Origin of the sequence: Thermopetrobacter sp. TC1 (assembly GCF_000746275.1) — a bacterium.
Lineage (GTDB): Bacteria > Pseudomonadota > Alphaproteobacteria > Rhizobiales > Aestuariivirgaceae > Thermopetrobacter.
Genome location: NZ_JQKX01000001.1, coordinates 40,277 through 57,630 on the forward strand (window position 1 = coordinate 40,277; position 17,354 = coordinate 57,630).

Below are 17,354 nucleotides of genomic sequence, written 5' to 3' on the forward strand. Positions count from 1 at the left end.
ACCGGCGCCCGTTCTTGAGTCCTCATCACTTGTTAAGAATTGACCGCTAATCTTGCGCCTTGCGGGGGCCCCAAGCTGATGGGAGGGGCTTCTGGGGCATGACGAAGACCAAGGGACAGATCGCGGTAAGCCAGGACATCGGCGGCGATGTTCACGCCAGCCGCACGCTTGCCGTCGAGAAAGAGATCCCTCACGACAAGCTGAAAATTCTCGGCGATGAACTGATGCGGCTGACCGAATCCTTCGCCTGGATCAGCCGCAACGGGCATGACATTCTCCTCTGGCGAGGCAATCCGCACGACATTCTCGGCATAGACCTCCCTGACGGGCACATCACCATAGACAACATCCTCGCCGCCTTCGATTCGCGCACGCGCGGCGACATGCGTCGCTGCATCGCCCGCAGCCTCACCCGCGGGGAATCATGGGACATGGATCTCGAGCTTGCCGCAACCGCCGGCAATGGCAGCGGCAAGTGGCTGCATGCCTCAGGCTCCGTCACCGACATTGACGGCGTGCGCTACCTCGTGGGCGTTTTCCGCAACGAAACCCGCATCCGCCATATGGAGGATCGCCTGGCCATGGAGCGGCGCGAGCGCACCCTGGCCACGCAGATGCTCACCCAGCTGCTCGATGTGCTGCCCAACGCCATCGCCGCCTATGATCCGGATGACCGCCTCATCTTCTACAACCGGCAGTACAAGATCTATTACGACCGCGCCGCTCCCGCCATCAACATCGGCGAGAAATACGAGAACATCCTGCGCTATGCCATCGAACACGGACAATATCGCGATGTCGATCCTTCCCTGGCGCGCTCCCGCGAATGGATGCTGCAGCGCCTGGAACGGCATCGCAAGGGCACGCGCACCGATCTTGTCCAGCAGCTCGCTTCCGGCCGCTGGGTGCAGGTGCGCGAACGCAAGTCGAAAAACGGATACACCGTTCTCATCAGCACCGACATTTCCGAGCTGAAGCGCGCCGAGCAGCGCATCCGCGAACAGGCCGAGACCGATGCCCTCACCGGCCTTCTCAACCGCACCAGCTTTATGAAGCGCTTCGAGGGCTGGCTCGGCCGGCGGCGTCATGATGATGAATGCTGCGGCTGTTTCATCCTCTTCGATCTCGATCACTTCAAATCCATCAATGACACGCTCGGCCATCAGGCGGGAGACAAGCTTCTGCAGGAGATTGCCGAACGCTTGAAAAGGGTCACGCGCGCAACCGACCTGCTCGCCCGCCTCGGCGGAGATGAGTTCGCCATTTTCCTGCCCATGCGTGATACGCGCCATTGCGATGCCGTGGTGCGCAAGATCCATGATGCCCTCACCGAACGGCTCACCATAGAGGGCAAGACCCTCAACCCGGGCGTGTCCATGGGCGTCACCATTGTGGAAGGCGATGATGCCAAGACCGACGAGGTCATTCGCCGCGCTGATACCGCCCTGTTTCATGCCAAGGCGGCGGGGCGCAATGCCTGGCGCTATTTCGACCATGCCCTGCAGGAACATTTCGAGCGCCGCCGGCGCCTGACCGCCAATCTGCGCGAGGCCATCGCCTGCAACGCCATCGACATCAATCTCCAGCCGCTCGTTTCGTTCCAGAACGGCGCCCACGTGGGCTTTGAGGTGCTCGCCCGCTGGAAGCATGAGGGGCAGAACATCTCGCCGGCGGAATTCATCCCCATCGCCGAGGATGCGGGCCTCATCCTCGACATTGGCTGCCTGGTGATGAAAAAGGCGCTGGCCTGGTTCACCGAGATGAAGCGCAAGGGGCTGCATCCGGGCCGCCTGGCCGTGAACATCTCGCCGGTGCAGCTTAAGTGCCAGAACTTCTTCGAGCGTCTGGAACAGGCTCTTGCCGCCTTTGATGTTCAGCCGCACGAACTGGAGTTCGAGATCACCGAGACGGCCCTCATCGGCCGTGATGAGGAGCTGATCGGCCGCACGCTCAAGCGCCTGGCCGAGCTCGGTTTTGTCATCGCGCTCGATGATTTCGGCACCGGTAATGCCACCTTCTCGCATTTGAAGCGCTTCCCCATCCACAAGCTGAAGATCGACAAGACCTTCGTGGACGATATCGGCTCCGATCCCGACAACACCATCATCACCCAGGCCATCATCAACCTCGCTCACAACCTCGGCATGGAAGTGGTGGCGGAAGGGATCGAGACGCAGCGACAGAAGAGCTTCCTGCGCATTTCCGGCTGCGACATCGGTCAGGGCTATCTCATCTCTCGTCCGCTCGACCTTGAGGCGGCCGAAACCTGGCTGAAGGGGCATCAGCCCGATGCCGATGGCACCCCGCGCGGCAATGGCCGTCATATCGTGGCCTGAAAACGATTTTTGCGCATGCCGCACACTCTCCCCACGACATGCGCCACAGGGCCGGATCCAGACCTGATGGATCCGGCCCTTCTCAGAGCCCAACCGGTAATTCACAAAACAGCCCCGCGTTCCCGCCCAAGCACCCTGTTTGGTGCATAATATCGGGTGGCCCAAGCGGGGGCGCGGGGCGGTGGGTGGAGGCTCTCAGCAAAGCGTTTCCGTTCTCCCCATCCTTAAAGCCTGCCTGTTGCAGGACGGGGCTTCCTCCCCGTCCTGCAATGACCATTCTTATTAAGAGGATGAAGCCTGCGTGCTTTCTGCCTACTGCCGGTGAAGACGCTTGAGAAAAAGTAACGGCACGGGACGCATCCGCCCCCGGTGGGATCGCCCCGTGCCGCCTCGCCGCATCCACATCCACGCGGCGATTCTCGGAATTGCATAGATCGATCCGCAGGAAAAATGCCACTACGCTGGCGATATGAAGCCCGGTATCACTGCCATACGCAGATGGCCACTCCGTTCCCTCACCGGGCGGAACCTGATCGCGCCAGCTGGATGCATCATGCATCACACGCTTTTACAGCTGGCAGCAATCTTTCAGGTCATTACTGGGCAACGCCCCCTCATCGTCCGATGGCATGTGCCATTTGACTGTGCATGTGCATCCGAACCTTGCGGATCGTCTCCCCCGCACCATGCATATGATAATAAATACCCGCTATAATTTCACTATGGTTGAATTACCATATGACAAGTGGTCACATGAACAATCCATTTTTGGGCATATTCCAAGTCCGCCTCACCGCCCTTTTTCCGCCTCCTTCTGCGCCGCACATAGTGTTTCATCTTCCCGCCCGGCATGCACTGAAAGATCCGTGATGGTGGGGTTTCGGCCGGTGAGCGGATTGTCGGGGCGCCATTTCAGCCGCACCTTTGTGAAGGAGGTGTCCAGGGCGTCATAGAGCAAAAGCCAGCCGGCGAGCGAGGTGCCAAAGCCCACGATTTCCTTGATTGCCTCCATGGCCTGCAGCGCGCCGATCACGCCCGGCAACGCGCCGATCACCCCCGCTTCCGCGCAGGACGGCACGCTCCCCGGCGGCGGCGCTTCCGGCAACAGGTCACGATAGCCGGCAAGAGGCTGCCCGTCCGCATCCCTTTCATAGGGCTTGAATACGGAAAGCTGCCCGGTGAACTGCCCGATCGCGCCCCAAATGAGCGGCTTTTTCGCGAAATAACAGGCATCGGAAACCAGATAGCGCGTGGCGAAATTGTCCGAGCCGTCCACAACCACATCATAACGCGAAATCACCTCAAGGGCGTTCTCCGCCCGCAGGCGAAAGGGCAGCGCCTCCACCGTCACATGCGGGTTGAGCCTTTCAACGAAGGCGGCCGCGCTTTCCGCCTTGGCGCGCCCGACATCGGAAGTGGCATGAATGATTTGCCTCTGAAGATTGCTCAGATCCACCGCATCGTCATCGACAATGCCGATGCGCCCCACACCCGCCGCCGCCAGATACATGATCACCGGGCTGCCAAGCCCGCCGGCACCAACAACGAGAACCGAGGCCGCCTTCAGTTTCGCCTGCCCTGCGCCCCCCACCTCCGGCAGCACGATATGGCGGCGGTAGCGTTCAAGCTCTTCCCGGGAAAAGGTTGCCATGAGCCAGGATGTCCCTCGCTTAAAGCCCCTCGAACAGGGCGGTGGAAAGATAGCGCTCTGCCGTATCCGGCACGATGACGACGATGCGCTTTCCCGCCATCTCATCCCGCGCCGCCACCTGCAGCGCCGCTGCCACCGCCGCACCGGAGGAAATACCGGCGGCAATCCCCTCCTTCCGCGCCAGCGCCCGCGCCGTTTCCATCGCCGTGTCGGAATCGATGCGGATTACCTCATCGATGATGCCGGTATCGAGCACATCCGGCACAAAGCCGGCACCAATGCCCTGGATCTTGTGCGGCCCCGGCGCGCCGCCGGAAAGCACCGGGCTTTCCGCCGGTTCCACCGCAATCATGCGCACATCACTTTTGCGCGCCTTCAAGACCTGGCCCACACCGGTGATGGTGCCGCCCGTGCCCACGCCGGCAACCACCGCATCCACCGCCCCCTGCGTATCGGCCCAGATCTCCTCCGCCGTCGTCAGCCGGTGAATTTCGGGATTGGCGGGATTCTCGAACTGTTGCGGCATTATCGCCCCCGGCGTGTTCTCAACAATGCGCCGGGCCTCTTCCACCGCGCCCTTCATGCCCTTCTCCGCCGGTGTCAGCACAAGCTGCGCCCCCAGGAGCTTGAACATCTTGCGCCGCTCAACCGACATGCTCTCCGGCATCACCAGAATCAGCGGAATGCCCTCGGCCGCACAGACGAAGGCAAGCCCGATGCCGGTATTGCCCGATGTCGGCTCCACCAGCACCGTATCGGCGCCGATCCGCCCCTGCTCTTTCAGCGCCCGCACCATGTTCATGCCGATGCGGTCCTTCACCGAAGAGAGCGGATTGAAAAATTCGAGCTTGGCCAGCACCTCCGCCTTCGACCCGGCTTCCGCCGGCAGCACATTGAGGCGAACGAGCGGCGTGCCTCCGATGGTCTCCGTAATCGAATCGAAAATGCGTCCCCGAGGCGCTGCCACGGAAAGGCGCGCTTTCGCCTGCCCCGTCTCGCCTGATTGGGCCCCGGTCATGTCGGAACGCACATCCTTTTGAGTGTTTTCTTGTTTATCGGCCATTGACGAACCCTTTCCTGGGGTGTGAAATGGTCTGCGTGTCGAACCACCCTTGCGGGTGATCGCGACATGTCCTTGAGAGATTTCCGACCACAGTTCATGATCGGACAGCAATTCATCGTCCGGGGAGGGAAGATACCATGGAAATGGCGCTTGTCATCGATCCCGACAAGTGTACCGGCTGCCGGCAATGCGAGCTGGCCTGCTCCAGCCGCCACACGGGAGCCTACAATCCGGCGCGCTCACGCATCGTCGTCTTCGATTTTCAGGAGGAGCGCGGCAAGTTCGTGCCCTACACCTGCACCCAGTGCGATCAGGCCTGGTGTCAGCAGGTCTGCCCGGTGGAGGCCATCACCAACGAGAACGGCGTGAAGGTGGTCAACGAGGCCATCTGCGTTGGCTGCAAGGTCTGCACCATCGCCTGCCCCTTCGGCACCATCAACTACGATCCCGCAAGCGGCAAGGTCATCAAGTGCGACCTCTGTGGCGGCGATCCCGCCTGTGCCGCGGCCTGCCCCACCGACGCCATCGTCTATACCGACATCGCGGTGCAGGGCTACGAGAAGATGCGGGAATGGGCGGCGAAAACCGACACCGCGCCGCAGGCCAGCGCATAAGGCCGGCATCACGCCGCCCCTGCCCTGCCCGGAAGCGGCAGTACGCATTTTCGCGGCGTGAACTAAAGATCCCGCCCACATGGAACCTGTCGGGCACATATCGATCGGATCCGAATGGAACATGAAGCGCCCGGGCTGATGACCGCACCTGTTAAGGCATCACCGCGCCGGGACAGCGAGGTAAGGCTGAGGGAGGAGTGAGACAATGGCTTGGGCCAGGCGCATTCTGCGCGTGAACCTCACCGAAGGAACCTGTAGCGAAGAGCCCCTCAACATGGAGTGGGCCATGCAGTATCTGGGCCAGCGCGGTCTGGCCACCAAGTATCTGGCCGAGGAAATCGACCCGAAGGTCGATCCCCTCTCCCCGGACAACAAGCTCATCTTTGCCACCGGCCCGCTGACGGGCACCGGCGCCTCCACCTCGGCCCGTTATTCCGTCATCACGAAAAGCCCGCTCACCGGCTGCGTGGCCTGCTCCAACTCCGGCGGCTACTTCGGCCCGGAGCTGAAGAACGCCGGCTGGGACATGATCATCTTCGAGGGCAAGGCGGAAAAACCCGTCTACCTCGTCATCGAGGATGATGTGGCCGAGCTGCATGACGCCTCCGAGATCTGGGGCAAGTCCATCTGGTATGCCGAGGACTGGATCAAGGAGAAGCATCAGGAGCCGCTGTTTCAGGTGGCCGGCATCGGCGTGCCCGGTGAGATCGGCGTGCTCTTCTCCGCCGTTGTCAACAACAAGCACCGCGCCGCCGGCCGCTCCGGCGTCGGCACCGTCATGGGCTCCAAGAACCTCAAGGCCGTGGCCGTGCGCGGCACCAAAGGCGTGACGGTGGCGGATCCCGAAGCCTTCGAGGCCGCCGTGGCCGCCGCCAAGAAGGTGCTCGCCGACAATGCCGTGACCGGTCAGGCCCTGCCCACCTACGGCACACAGGTGCTGATGAACGTCATCAACGAGATCGGCGCCCTGCCCACGCGCAATGCCCGCGACGTGCAGTTCGAGGGCGCTGACGACATTTCCGGCGAGGCCATGCACCGCCCGCGCCGCTCCGACGGCAAGCCGAATCTCGTGCGCAACACCGGCTGCTTCGGCTGCACCATCGCCTGCGGGCGTTTGTCCAACATCGATCCCACCCATTTCTCGGTGAAGGACAAGCCGGAGTATCATCACCCCTCCGGCGGTGTCGAATACGAAAACGCCTGGGCCCTGGGCGCCGATACCGGCGTGAACGATCTCGAGGCGCTCACCTACTGCAACTACCGCTGCAACGAGCACGCGCTGGATCCCATCACCACCGGCGCCACCATCGCCGCCGCCATGGAGCTGTATGAAACCGGCGCCATGACCAAGGAGGACACCGGCGGCATTGAGCTCAAGTTCGGCTCCGCCGAGGCGCTGGTTGCCGCCATCGATGCCCTCTGTGACGGCACCGAGTTCGGCAAGCTCCTCGGCCTGGGGTCCAAGCGCCTGTGCGAGAAGTTCGGCAAGCCCGAGCTGTCCATGACCGTGAAGGGCCAGGAGTTCCCGGCCTACGATCCGCGCGGCATTCAGGGCATGGGCTTAACCTACGCCACATCCAACCGCGGCGCCTGCCATCTGCGTTCCTACACCGTGGCCTCGGAGGTTCTCGGCATTCCCGAGAAGACCGATCCGCTGGTCACCGAGGGCAAGGCGGCGCTGGTCAAGGCCTTCCAGGACGCCACCGCCGCGGTGGATTCCACGGGCCTGTGCATCTTCACCACCTTCGCCTGGACTCTGGAGGACATCGCGCCGCAGGTCGATGCCGCCTGCGAGGGCGAATGGACGGTGGAGAAGCTCCTCGAGGTGGGCGAGCGCATCTGGAACCTCGAGCGCAAGTTCAACCTCGATGCCGGCATCACGCCCGATCAGGACACCCTGCCCCAGCGCATCCTCAAGGAGGCGGCCAAGACCGGCCCGGCCAAGGGCATGGTCAACCGGCTGGAGGAGATGCTGCCCGAATACTATCAGCTGCGCGGCTGGACGCCGGAAGGCGTGCCCACCCAGGATACGCTGGCGCGCCTCGGCCTGGCATGACGGCTGGCCAAATGACAAGAATGGCCAACCAGAAATCCTCCCCCTGGTAGGGGGAGGTCGGCGCAAAGCGCCGGGAGGGGGTCGGGCCATGGACGCCTGATGCTGTTGCCCGCCCCCTCCCTGTCACTCTCCCTGCCGGGAAGAGGGGTCATAAGGGCGCGCAGCATATTATTCACGGTTTTGCCAGTGCAAGGGAGAAGGCCATGCATCATCTCATCATCGGTGCCGGGCCCGCGGGCGTGCGGGCAGCGGAAACCTTGAGAAAGCTGGATCCGCAAAGCCGCGTCACCCTCATCGACGGCGAGGGCGAGGCGCCCTATTCCCGCATGGCCATTCCCTATTACCTCGAGGGCAAGATCGACGAACAGGGCACCTGGCTGCACCGCCCGCTGGACTGGTATGGCGAACAGGGCATTGAGCTCATCCGCGGCCGTGTCAAGTCGGTGGATGCTGCGGCCAAGAGCGTCACGCTCGAAAACGGCACCACCCTGCCCTACGATCGCCTGCTGCTGGCCACCGGCGCGCGTGCCGTCAATCCGCCGGTGGAAGGCCTCTCAGGCGCGCGCGTGCGCCATTGCTGGACGCTGGACGATGCCCGCGCCATCGAGACCTTTGCGCAGAAAGGATCCGACGTCGTGCTCATGGGCGCGGGCTTCATCGGCTCCATCATCCTCGAGGCGCTGGTGCGCCGCGGTGTCAACCTCACGGTGGTGGAGATCGAGGACCGCATGGTCCCCCGCATGCTGGACGAGACCGCCGGCAACATGCTCAAGGCCTGGTGCGAGAATCATGGCGTGCGCGTCCTGACCTCCACCCGCATCGAACGCGTCGGTGAAACGGACAAGGGCCTTGAGGTCTTCACCTCCAACGGCGAGACCCTGCACGCCGATCTGCTGGTCGTTGCCGCCGGTGTCACCCCCAACATCGAGTGCATGGACGGCACCGGCATCGAGAAGCGCACCGGCGTCATCGTCAACGCCCGCATGGAAACCTCCCTGCCCGATGTCTGGGCCGCCGGCGACTGTGCCGAGGGCTGCGATTTCTCCACCGGCGATCTCAACACGCTTGCCATTCAGCCCGTTGCCGTGGAACAGGCGGTCATCGCCGCAAAGAACATGGCCGGCATCCCGGCGGAATATCATTGCGCCCTGCCCATGAACGTGCTGGACACCATGGGCCTGATCACCACCAGCTTCGGCCGCCATGACGGCCTGGAAATCGGCGAACGCGCCGTTCTGCACGATCCCGATCACTGGCGCTATATCCGCCTGGAGTTTCACGAGGACCGCATCATCGGCGCCCAGACGGCGGGGCATGTCAACATGGTCGGCGTGCTGCGCGGCCTCATTCAGGGGCGCATGGCCTTGGGCCCCTGGAAGGAACGCCTGCTCAAAACGCCCCATCGCGTGGCCGAGGCCTATGTCGATCTCGCCCGCGGCCTGTCCTGAAGCCCTTCTCGCCACCGGTGCGATTGGGCCCCACAATGCGGATCAGGTGCGATGAGAAGGCAAGCGACATATCGGTTGGGAATTTTCGCCCTTTTCATCCTCTTGACCGCCACGCCTTTTGCCCGGGCCGGGCAAAACGTTTGCGCCGATTATCCGTCCAGGAAAAAGTGCATCGCGGAATTACGGGAGCAACTTAGCCATTACACATCGGAAGTCGAGGTCTGGTGGCAGCACTTAAGTGACGATCTGGGAGAAAAGGCCGCATCCCGCGTGCAGGCCGCGCACCGGGCCTGGCAAAGGGCCCTGCACAGAAAATGCGGCGTGAAAGACCATCGCGTGCCGAAAGATGAGAAAACCATGTCCTGCCTGATAAAAGGCATGTATGATTGTCTCTGGACCTTGCGCGATGCCGTCTTCCGCCTGGAAAATGGTCAATCCCTGAATAGCTGGCCCCCATGCGCATCACGATAAAGCTTTTCGCAACACTGCAGAAATACCTGCCCGCCAACGCCACGGCCACCTCGGCCGAGATCGACGTGCCCGAAGGCGCCACCGTGGCCGATGTGCTCACCCGCCTCGGCATCCCGGAGCAAGAGGTGCACATGACCCTGATCGACGGCCGCTATGTCGCGCCGGAAGAGCGCGCCAGCACAAGGCTCTCGCCGGATGCCGCCCTTGCTGTCTGGCCGCCCGTGGCCGGTGGCTGATGAAGAAGGGATGCCACATCAGGCCGTTGAAACGAAGGCTGCTTTCCTCAATCCATCATGAACACTCCGACATGATCGTGGAGATGGAAATGAGCCTCAGCCTGAAGGAGCTGCGCCGTCAGCTGAAGGCCCTGTCCGGCTTTTCCGCTGAGACGGAAACAATCACTGCCTGCACCTGGCGCATCGGGGCCGCTCGCCTGCACATCACGCCTTTGCCGCCGCGGCGCACCGGCGCGCTCACACTCCCCCGCCTCGCCCTGCGCCTGGACCTTTCCGCCCTTGCACCAGAAGACCGCCGGGACTTCCTTGATCGCTTCCGCCGTCTCACCTTCCGCGGCGGCGGCTGATGAGAAAGCCATCTCCAGTCTTGAACCATTTCCCGCCTTGTCCGGCGCATCCGCCTGTCCTACCCCTCTCAAGACAAAGAATCCGATCAGCACCGCCGGCAGCTACGGGCGCGGACAGAAGAAAACAACGGGGTTTGCGATCATGAGCGAGAATTACCGCATCGAGAAGGACACGTTTGGTGAGCTCAAGGTCCCCGCCGATCGCTATTGGGGCGCACAGACCCAGCGTTCGCTTCAGAACTTTCCCATTGGCACCGAGACCATGCCGCGCCCGCTCATCCGCGCCCTCGGCATCATCAAGCGCGCCGCCGCCGAGGCCAACATGCGCCTCGGTGTTCTCGATGAGCGCATCGGCCGCGCCATCGTGCAGGCCGCAACCGAAGTGATGGAAGGCAAGTTTGACGATCACTTTCCGCTGAAGGTCTGGCAGACCGGCTCCGGCACCCAGACCAATATGAACGCCAACGAGGTGATCGCCAACCGCGCCATTGAAATCCTTGGCGGCAAGATCGGATCGAAGGATCCCGTCCACCCCAACGATCACGTCAACCGCTCCCAGTCCTCCAACGACACTTTTCCCACCGCCATGCACATCGCCGCGGTGGAGGAGCTCACCGGCCGGCTGCTGCCCGCGCTGGAGCACATGCTGCGTGTTCTGGAGGAAAAGGTCGCCGCCTGGGCGGACATCATCAAGATCGGCCGCACCCATACCATGGATGCCACGCCCCTGACCCTCGGGCAGGAATTCTCCGGCTACGCCCAGCAGGTGCGTCTGGCCATTCAGCGCCTGCGCGATACCTTGCCCAGGCTCTATGCCCTGGCTCAGGGCGGCACCGCCGTCGGCACCGGGCTGAACACCAAGAAGGGCTTCGATGTGCTCGTTGCCCGCTTCATCGCCGAGATCACCGGCCAGCCCTTTCGCACCGCGCCCAACAAGTTCGAGGCCCTGGCCGCCCATGACGCCATGGTCGAGCTCTCAGGCGCCCTGAACGTCACCGCCGCCTCCCTGTTCAAGATCGCCAACGACATCCGCTTTTTGGGCTCCGGCCCGCGCTGCGGCCTGGCCGAGCTGATCCTGCCCGCAAACGAGCCCGGTTCTTCCATCATGCCCGGCAAGGTCAACCCCACCCAGGCCGAGGCCTTAACCATGGTCTGCGCCCAGGTCATGGGCAATCACGTCACCGTCTCCATGGCCGGCAGCCAGGGACATTTCGAGCTCAATGTCTTCAAGCCGGTGATCTATTACAACATCTGGCAGTCCACCCGCCTGCTGGCCGATGCTGCCGTAAGCTTCACCGACCGCTGCCTTGCCGGCATTGAGCCCAATCGCGCGCGCATCGCCGAACTTATGGAGCGCTCCCTGATGCTGGTTACCGCTCTTGCTCCGGTCATCGGCTATGACAAGGCTGCGGAAATCGCCAAGGCGGCCTATGCCAACGGCACCACGCTGAAGGAGGAAGCCGTGCGCTTGGGTTACGTCACCGCGGAAGAATTCGACCGCATCGTCCGCCCCGAAAAGATGATCGGCCCTTCCGAGTGATTATGGGCCGTCTCTTGATGCGGGCGGGATCACAACGTGCCGTATGCGATCAAGGCTGCACAAGATGAGTTTCCTGCGCTAGGAAAAGATAAGGAAGCCATCTGCCGCAAATGATGGGCAGCCATGACCGATCCGCGGCCAAAGAAGCGATCCGTGATCATTTCCGGACACGCCACAAGCATCTCCCTGGAGGATGAATTCTGGCAGGAGCTGCAGGCCATTGCCCGCGAGCGGGGGCAGACCATATCGCAGCTTTTGAGCGACATCGATGAAAGCCGCGGCCGCCGCTCCTTGTCCTCGGCCGCGCGTATCTTTGTGTTGCGCTGGCTGAAACGCAAGATCAGCGGCGCCCGCCCGCCGGAGGCATAAGCGTTTTATCTCAAAGCGGCGCGCAGGCCTTCTTCAGCCATTCCTGCGCTGATGTATCGCCCAGCTCTTCAAGCAGCGGCAGGATTACGCGCGCCACATGCGCATGATAGGCATCAAGCCAGGCGCGTTCCTCGGCACTCAGCAGGGACGGCTCGATCAGGCGCCTGTCGATCGGCGCCAGTGTCAGCGTTTCAAAGGAGAGCATGGCCCGCTCCTCGCCCTCCCGCCGCTCGGCCTTTCTGCACAGTATGAGGTTTTCGATGCGGATACCGTAATGCCCCTCGCGGTAATAGCCCGGCTCGTTGGAGGTGATCATGCCGGGGCGCAACGCCACATCGCCGCCCCGGGAGATGCGCTGCGGCCCTTCGTGTACGGAGAGGAAGGCGCCCACGCCATGGCCGGTGCCGTGATCATAATCCAGCCCGTGCTGCCACAGGGGCTGCCGCGCAAGTCCATCCAGCTGCGCGCCTGTGGTCCCTTCGGGAAAACGAATGCGGGAGAGCGCAATCATGCCTTTCAGCACCAGGGTGAAATGAAATTTCTGCTCCGGCCGGGGCGTCAGATCAGGCGGGCCGATGAAGACCGTGCGCGTGACATCCGTGGTGCCGTCCCGGTACTGCCCGCCGGAATCGACAAGATAAAGCGAGCCGGGTTTTAAGGGCCGCACCGTGTCACAGGTGACACGGTAGTGCACGATGGCACCATTGGGCCCGGCACCGGAGATGGTGTCGAAGGAAATGTCGAAAAGCGCGCTGCCCAGCGCCTCGGCTGTTTCGATGCGAAATGCTTCAAGCTTCGCCACCGCGTCGATCTCGTCCACCTCCCCGCGCGCAGCCGCCTCCTCAAGCCAGGCCAGAAAACGGCACAGCGCCACACCATCCCGCATATGCGCCGCGCGCATACCCTCCTGCTCGGCTTCCGTCTTGCAAGCCTTGGGCATCAGGCAGGGATCCTCGCCCTCAACGACGGAAACCCCCGCCTCTTCCAGCCACAGATACAAAGCCTCGGCCGCGTGCGCCGGATCGATGAGTACCCGTGCCTCTCCCGGCAGAGAGGCAATGGCCGTCTTGAGCATCTCGGGAGCGAGGATCTCCACATGCCCGGCAAGCGCCTTTTGCATATCATCCGGCACTTTCTGCGGCGCGATGAACAGGCGGGCCGGCCCCTGAAGCGGCACCAGCGCGAAGGCCAGCACCACCGGCGTGTGCGGAATATCCCGGCCGCGGATGTTGAACAGCCAGCTGATCGAATCCGTCAGCGTGATCAGCGCATGTGTCGCCTGCCGCTCGGCAAGGGCGCGCTTCACATCCTTAAGCTTTTCGCTCACGGAGCGCCCGGCCAGAGACTCAGGCTGCAGAAAGATCGGGGTGTCTGGCTCCGGCGGCCTGTCTGCCCACAAGGCATCCACGGGATTGGTCCAGACAGGTTCAAAAGCCGCACCGCGCTTCTTGAGTGCCTTGCGCCAGCGGCCCGCCTGGCCTTTCGTCATCAGCCACGGATCGAAAACCACCCGCGCTGAGGCTTCAAGCCGCTCTGCCAGCCAGTCTTGCGGCTTCACATGCGGCACCTGCAGGATTTCGAACAGATCGCCCCGCACCTGCTGGCGCGCCTGAATGGTATAGCGCCCGTCCACGAACAGCGCCGCCCCTTTGGCCAGCACCACCAGCAAACCGGCCGAACCGGTAAATCCCGTCAGCCACTTCAGCCGTTCATCACAGGCGCGCAGATATTCGTTCTGCCAGGCATCGGATCGCGGCAAGACGAAAGCATCCACCTTTTCCGCCCGCATCCATGCCCTTAAGGCATCAAGCCGCTCTTTTGCCTTTTCCGGCTCGGCATCATCAACAAAGCTCTGAAATCGCGTGCGTTTTATCCGGCAGCTCATGCCATGATCCTTGTGCTTTTTTTGAGGCCACTTCCGCAAACGCAAGAACAGCGAAAGGCTCATGCCCTTGTCCTGTAAAGAGTGCGCGTTCAAGGCCTTCCCTGTGTGGTGATGCCCGGGCCAGGGCAGGGCATCAAGAGAAAAGCGGCATTTTTCCCTTCATCCGGCCCATTCGGCCCTCACCGACAAAAGCGCGGAGCAAAGCGCCGTATGCTTTTCTGGCCGAAAGGCGATGCGGCGAAAGGCCAAAGATCGCGCCCTGAAATGTGAACATTTTGTGGCCTGGTTTCGACCAGTTCAAAATTTGACAGCTTTTTCAATAAGATAAACGCATCATTAGGTATGCATTCAGTGCATATCCGGATTTCCGCATTTGCGCTTGTCCTTATATGAGAACGCCCTCATATAGGGGGCGAACAGTTGGTCGGGCTGCACGGGTTGGCAAGGCGGGGCGCCCTCCCCCGCCGGAAACACCGCGACAACCAGGCCATCGCACTCCCTCGTGTGAACGCGGAGTTAGGAGCCATGAGCATTCTCGCGCATGCCCATGCAGACAGGTTGCCCTCTCTGCTCGAGACCGTCCGCCAGGGCGTGAAGCAGGCCATTGCCCGGTATCGTCACCGCATCGCCTGCCAGCGCGCCGAGGCGGAGCTGATGGAGATGAGCGACCGCGAGCTTGCCGATCTCGGAATCACCCGCGGCGAAATCCATCAGAAGGTCTGGGGTCAGTAAGTTTAAGATCGGTTTCCCCTCCCTCTGACGAAGCAGGCCAGGCAAAGAAGTTTCTTCCCTCCCTCTTCTTCTTTCCTCCCTGGCTTCAAGACTTCCCCGGCCCCTCCCGGCCGGGGATTTTTTTATCCCTTGTCCGATGCCGCCAGCATCAGCGCCCCTTGCGCAGCACCAGGGTGGACCAGCCATCACTGCGGATGCGAAAGGCGTGTTCAAAACCCAGTGCAGTATAGCGCATCAGCACCATGGCCTCCTGCTCAATGAGAAGGCCGGAGAGCACAAGCCATCCGCCATCCGCCACACAGGCGTTTATAGTGCGGGCCATGGCCCGCAGCGGCCCGGCAAGGATGTTGGCCATGACCAGATCATAGCCGCGACAGGCCGCCCTTTGCTTTTTAACAGCAACGCGCCGCCGTCCGCTGCCAAATCCAGTGGCCAGACGTATGTATCCCAGGGGCATGAACCGCCGCAGGGCCGCCTCCGCCCCCTGTGCAGCGGGGCCGGTGTGTACGCGTTTGAAGTTCCTTTGGCCTGGCCGACGCCGCCCTCCGGCCCGCCAGGGGGGCTGGGGCAGGCGCTGCTGGCGCACCAGCGCATGGCGCACGCCATCGGCCACGACCGTGCGCACCAGGGGCCTTGTCTGATTCAGACGGAAGTTTTCAGCCGCCACCTTCAGCGCGGTGGCATCGATATCCGTGGCCAGCACCGGAATGTGCCACAGCCGCACCGCCGCCATGGCGAGAACGCCCGAGCCCGTGCCCACATCCAGCGCCTGACGGGGAGAAAATCCGGCCCGTTGCATCTTTTGCAAAGCCAGCAGGCAGCCCTGGGTGGTGCCATGATGGCCGGTGCCGAAGGCCTGACCCGCCTCCAGCTCAAGAGGGATGCTGCCCGCAGGCACTTTCCCGCGATCATGCCGGCCATGCAAAAAGAAGCGCCCGGCCCGCACCGGCGAAAGCCGCCGCTGGGATTCACGCACCCAGTCCAGCTCGGGCAGGGCTACCGCCCGCAGCACCGATGGCGCAAAGCCCGCAGGTTTCAGCACCGCCGCCAGTGCCTCAATATCAGGAGGCGCCTCATAAAGCGCCTCCACCTGCCACAGATCGGCCGCCTCATCCACCTCGAACACCGAAACCGCCGCCGCTTCCGGCACCCCCGCCTCGGACAGCACCGTCGCCAGCCGCCCCGCCGCCTCTTTCGGCAGGGCCCGGCTCAGCATGCGCACCAATGCGCTCATGAACGCTCCTTTCGCAACGGTATCTCCCTTTTCCTGCGGGCGTTATATACCGCAGCGATCATGCGAGGCGAGAGATGCCGCGCATCATACGCCCTTATTTCACGAAAATGCCGGTGCGGCCCCTGGAAGAAAGTCGTTCAGCGCTTGCCGGGCACGCCGGTGGCACCCAGGAAGATGGCCGCCTGCGAGCGCACGTTGCTCATGCGGGCGCCGGCAAAGCGCGCGCCGATGAATCGGCCCTTGGTGAGCGAGGCGCCGGAGAGATTGGCCCCGCGGAAATCCGCGCCGGAAAAGTCGCTCTCCTCGGCCGCCGCACCCGTCAGCTCCGCGTTGCGAAAATCGGCCCAGCGAAAATCACCGCCAATGATCACCGCCCGCAGCATATGCGCCCCCACGAAGCGGGCGCGGCGAAAGCGCGAGTTTTCCATCACCACGTCCTTCATGAAGCTTTCGGAGAAATCGGCGTCATCCCCGTAAGCGAAGGAAAATTCCGTGCCGAACAGGAAGGCGCGCCTGAAATCCGCTCCGCGCAGCATGGTGTCGGCGAGATTGGTGTGAAACAGATCGGCGCTTTTCAGGTCGGCGTATTCCAGGAAGCAGCCCGAAAGATCCGCCCATTTGAACGAGCTCATGCGCAGCCGCGCACCGATGAGGTCGCAGCCGGGCATTTTCGCGTTGTCGAACTTCACGCCCGTGAGATTCGCCCCGTGCAGATCAATGCCCGCAAGGTTGCGCCCCGAAAAATCACAATGGCGCAGATCGGTCTTCGGCTTTGGTGCCGCGCAATCGCCCTTCGGCAGGCGCACCCGCGGCCCTTCCCGCTCCTGCGCCGGCATCTCCACAATGCCACCGGCAAGCACAAACACTGCAGCCGCCCCTGCCAGCACGCCGGCCCGCCGCCAGGCAGCCCGGCGCCTTTCCGGCCTGTTTGCCCGCATTGCGTCTCCTCCCGTTGATTTTAAGGATCGTTATCGTTTGCAGGCCGCATTATAGACCATCCACTTCCCAAGCAAACAGCCCCGCCCCGCCGCTTAAGGGCACGGGTGCAATCCGGCGCCTTCATGAAAGGATATGCGAAAGGCAAACGTGAACCGCATGGCTTTTATCTAAGGCTGTCCTCCGCACGGACTGAGCTCAGACACACCGCCTTCTCTTCCATACCCCCCACCGCCAGTCGCCCCTGGACAGCCGGGACACTTCCGCCGGAAGGGGATTTCATCCCCTTCCGGAACGTTTTGGCCGGGTTTTCAACCCGGCCATGTCTTCCGTTGCGGCATCGGCTGATGGGCAGGGATACAATCCCTGCCCAAACGTCCGGGACGGGGATGCAATCCCCGTCTCGCAAGGAACACATCGTCATACCGGCGAAAGC

15 protein-coding genes are annotated in these 17,354 nt (G+C 62.7%); 10 read left to right on the forward strand and 5 right to left on the reverse strand.

Annotated elements, in window-relative coordinates:
- Window positions 1-98: 98 nt before the first annotated feature.
- The gene (locus tag EK16_RS11210; RefSeq protein ID WP_051928683.1) at window positions 99-2,336 is read left to right on the forward strand and encodes a putative bifunctional diguanylate cyclase/phosphodiesterase; all 2,238 of its coding nucleotides are present in this window, start codon (window positions 99-101) and stop codon (window positions 2,334-2,336) included.
- 790 nt (window positions 2,337-3,126) lie between these two features.
- Here EK16_RS11210 and EK16_RS00095 read toward each other — a convergent pair.
- Together EK16_RS00095 and cysK are read right to left on the reverse strand one after the other, a co-directional pair.
- A complete protein-coding gene (locus EK16_RS00095; protein WP_038033330.1) occupies window positions 3,127-3,987 on the reverse strand; it encodes a HesA/MoeB/ThiF family protein in 861 nt (286 codons plus the stop codon).
- A gap of 19 nt (window positions 3,988-4,006) precedes the next feature.
- Entirely contained in the window at window positions 4,007-5,005 is a 999-nt protein-coding gene (cysK, locus tag EK16_RS00100; protein WP_051928686.1) for a cysteine synthase A, read from the reverse strand.
- A gap of 182 nt (window positions 5,006-5,187) precedes the next feature.
- Here cysK and EK16_RS00105 point away from each other — a divergent pair, with 182 nt between their 5' ends.
- The 8 genes from EK16_RS00105 (at window position 5,188) to EK16_RS00140 (ending at window position 12,131) form a co-directional block, all read left to right on the forward strand.
- Window positions 5,188-5,664: a 4Fe-4S dicluster domain-containing protein gene (locus tag EK16_RS00105; RefSeq protein ID WP_038033332.1), complete on the forward strand. Its 477-nt coding sequence runs from the start codon at window positions 5,188-5,190 to the stop codon at window positions 5,662-5,664.
- 205 nt (window positions 5,665-5,869) lie between these two features.
- A complete protein-coding gene (locus EK16_RS00110; RefSeq protein WP_038033334.1) occupies window positions 5,870-7,720 on the forward strand; it encodes an aldehyde ferredoxin oxidoreductase family protein in 1,851 nt (616 codons plus the stop codon).
- A 203-nt stretch (window positions 7,721-7,923) separates the two neighbouring features.
- Window positions 7,924-9,168, forward strand: a complete 1,245-nt coding sequence (locus EK16_RS00115) for an NAD(P)/FAD-dependent oxidoreductase (protein ID WP_038033337.1) — start codon at window positions 7,924-7,926, stop codon at window positions 9,166-9,168.
- A 51-nt stretch (window positions 9,169-9,219) separates the two neighbouring features.
- Window positions 9,220-9,639: a hypothetical protein gene (locus EK16_RS12080; protein ID WP_156098391.1), complete on the forward strand. Its 420-nt coding sequence runs from the start codon at window positions 9,220-9,222 to the stop codon at window positions 9,637-9,639.
- A complete protein-coding gene (locus EK16_RS00125; protein ID WP_038033340.1) occupies window positions 9,624-9,875 on the forward strand; it encodes a MoaD/ThiS family protein in 252 nt (83 codons plus the stop codon). Before EK16_RS12080 ends, EK16_RS00125 begins: the two co-directional genes overlap by 16 nt.
- 71 nt (window positions 9,876-9,946) lie before the next feature.
- Entirely contained in the window at window positions 9,947-10,222 is a 276-nt protein-coding gene (locus EK16_RS00130) for a hypothetical protein (protein ID WP_038033342.1), read from the forward strand.
- A gap of 142 nt (window positions 10,223-10,364) precedes the next feature.
- The gene (fumC, locus tag EK16_RS00135; RefSeq protein ID WP_038033369.1) at window positions 10,365-11,762 is read left to right on the forward strand and encodes a class II fumarate hydratase; all 1,398 of its coding nucleotides are present in this window, start codon (window positions 10,365-10,367) and stop codon (window positions 11,760-11,762) included.
- 123 nt (window positions 11,763-11,885) lie between these two features.
- Window positions 11,886-12,131 (forward strand): ribbon-helix-helix domain-containing protein, encoded by a 246-nt coding sequence (locus tag EK16_RS00140; RefSeq protein ID WP_038033345.1) that lies wholly within the window; start codon window positions 11,886-11,888, stop codon window positions 12,129-12,131.
- A gap of 10 nt (window positions 12,132-12,141) precedes the next feature.
- Here the strand turns inward: EK16_RS00140 and EK16_RS00145 are convergent, their stop codons facing one another.
- Window positions 12,142-14,016, reverse strand: coding sequence for an aminopeptidase P family protein (locus EK16_RS00145; RefSeq protein ID WP_038033371.1), 1,875 nt, complete (start codon window positions 14,014-14,016; stop codon window positions 12,142-12,144).
- A 525-nt stretch (window positions 14,017-14,541) separates the two neighbouring features.
- Here EK16_RS00145 and EK16_RS00150 point away from each other — a divergent pair.
- Window positions 14,542-14,748: a DUF1127 domain-containing protein gene (locus EK16_RS00150; protein WP_038033347.1), complete on the forward strand. Its 207-nt coding sequence runs from the start codon at window positions 14,542-14,544 to the stop codon at window positions 14,746-14,748.
- Window positions 14,749-14,896: 148 nt separating this feature from the next.
- On the opposite strand, the gene EK16_RS11215 is transcribed toward EK16_RS00150, so the two are convergent.
- Window positions 14,897-15,982: a 50S ribosomal protein L11 methyltransferase gene (locus EK16_RS11215; protein WP_081910091.1), complete on the reverse strand. Its 1,086-nt coding sequence runs from the start codon at window positions 15,980-15,982 to the stop codon at window positions 14,897-14,899.
- Window positions 15,983-16,119: 137 nt separating this feature from the next.
- Window positions 16,120-16,920: a pentapeptide repeat-containing protein gene (locus tag EK16_RS11220; RefSeq protein WP_051928685.1), complete on the reverse strand. Its 801-nt coding sequence runs from the start codon at window positions 16,918-16,920 to the stop codon at window positions 16,120-16,122.
- Between the last annotated feature and the right edge of the window lie 434 nt (window positions 16,921-17,354).

Excerpts from the sequence above, each read along its gene's own strand:
- EK16_RS11210 (WP_051928683.1), top strand. The coding sequence starts at position 99 with ATGACGAAGACCAAGGGACAGATCGCGGTAAGCCAGGACATCGGCGGC.
- EK16_RS00095 (WP_038033330.1), bottom strand. The coding sequence starts at position 3,987 with ATGGCAACCTTTTCCCGGGAAGAGCTTGAACGCTACCGCCGCCATATC.
- cysK (WP_051928686.1), bottom strand. The coding sequence starts at position 5,005 with ATGACCGGGGCCCAATCAGGCGAGACGGGGCAGGCGAAAGCGCGCCTT.
- EK16_RS00105 (WP_038033332.1), top strand. The coding sequence starts at position 5,188 with ATGGAAATGGCGCTTGTCATCGATCCCGACAAGTGTACCGGCTGCCGG.
- EK16_RS00110 (WP_038033334.1), top strand. The coding sequence starts at position 5,870 with ATGGCTTGGGCCAGGCGCATTCTGCGCGTGAACCTCACCGAAGGAACC.
- EK16_RS00115 (WP_038033337.1), top strand. The coding sequence starts at position 7,924 with ATGCATCATCTCATCATCGGTGCCGGGCCCGCGGGCGTGCGGGCAGCG.
- EK16_RS12080 (WP_156098391.1), top strand. The coding sequence starts at position 9,220 with ATGAGAAGGCAAGCGACATATCGGTTGGGAATTTTCGCCCTTTTCATC.
- EK16_RS00125 (WP_038033340.1), top strand. The coding sequence starts at position 9,624 with ATGCGCATCACGATAAAGCTTTTCGCAACACTGCAGAAATACCTGCCC.
- EK16_RS00130 (WP_038033342.1), top strand. The coding sequence starts at position 9,947 with ATGATCGTGGAGATGGAAATGAGCCTCAGCCTGAAGGAGCTGCGCCGT.
- fumC (WP_038033369.1), top strand. The coding sequence starts at position 10,365 with ATGAGCGAGAATTACCGCATCGAGAAGGACACGTTTGGTGAGCTCAAG.
- EK16_RS00140 (WP_038033345.1), top strand. The coding sequence starts at position 11,886 with ATGACCGATCCGCGGCCAAAGAAGCGATCCGTGATCATTTCCGGACAC.
- EK16_RS00145 (WP_038033371.1), bottom strand. The coding sequence starts at position 14,016 with ATGAGCTGCCGGATAAAACGCACGCGATTTCAGAGCTTTGTTGATGAT.
- EK16_RS00150 (WP_038033347.1), top strand. The coding sequence starts at position 14,542 with ATGAGCATTCTCGCGCATGCCCATGCAGACAGGTTGCCCTCTCTGCTC.
- EK16_RS11215 (WP_081910091.1), bottom strand. The coding sequence starts at position 15,982 with ATGAGCGCATTGGTGCGCATGCTGAGCCGGGCCCTGCCGAAAGAGGCG.
- EK16_RS11220 (WP_051928685.1), bottom strand. The coding sequence starts at position 16,920 with ATGCGGGCAAACAGGCCGGAAAGGCGCCGGGCTGCCTGGCGGCGGGCC.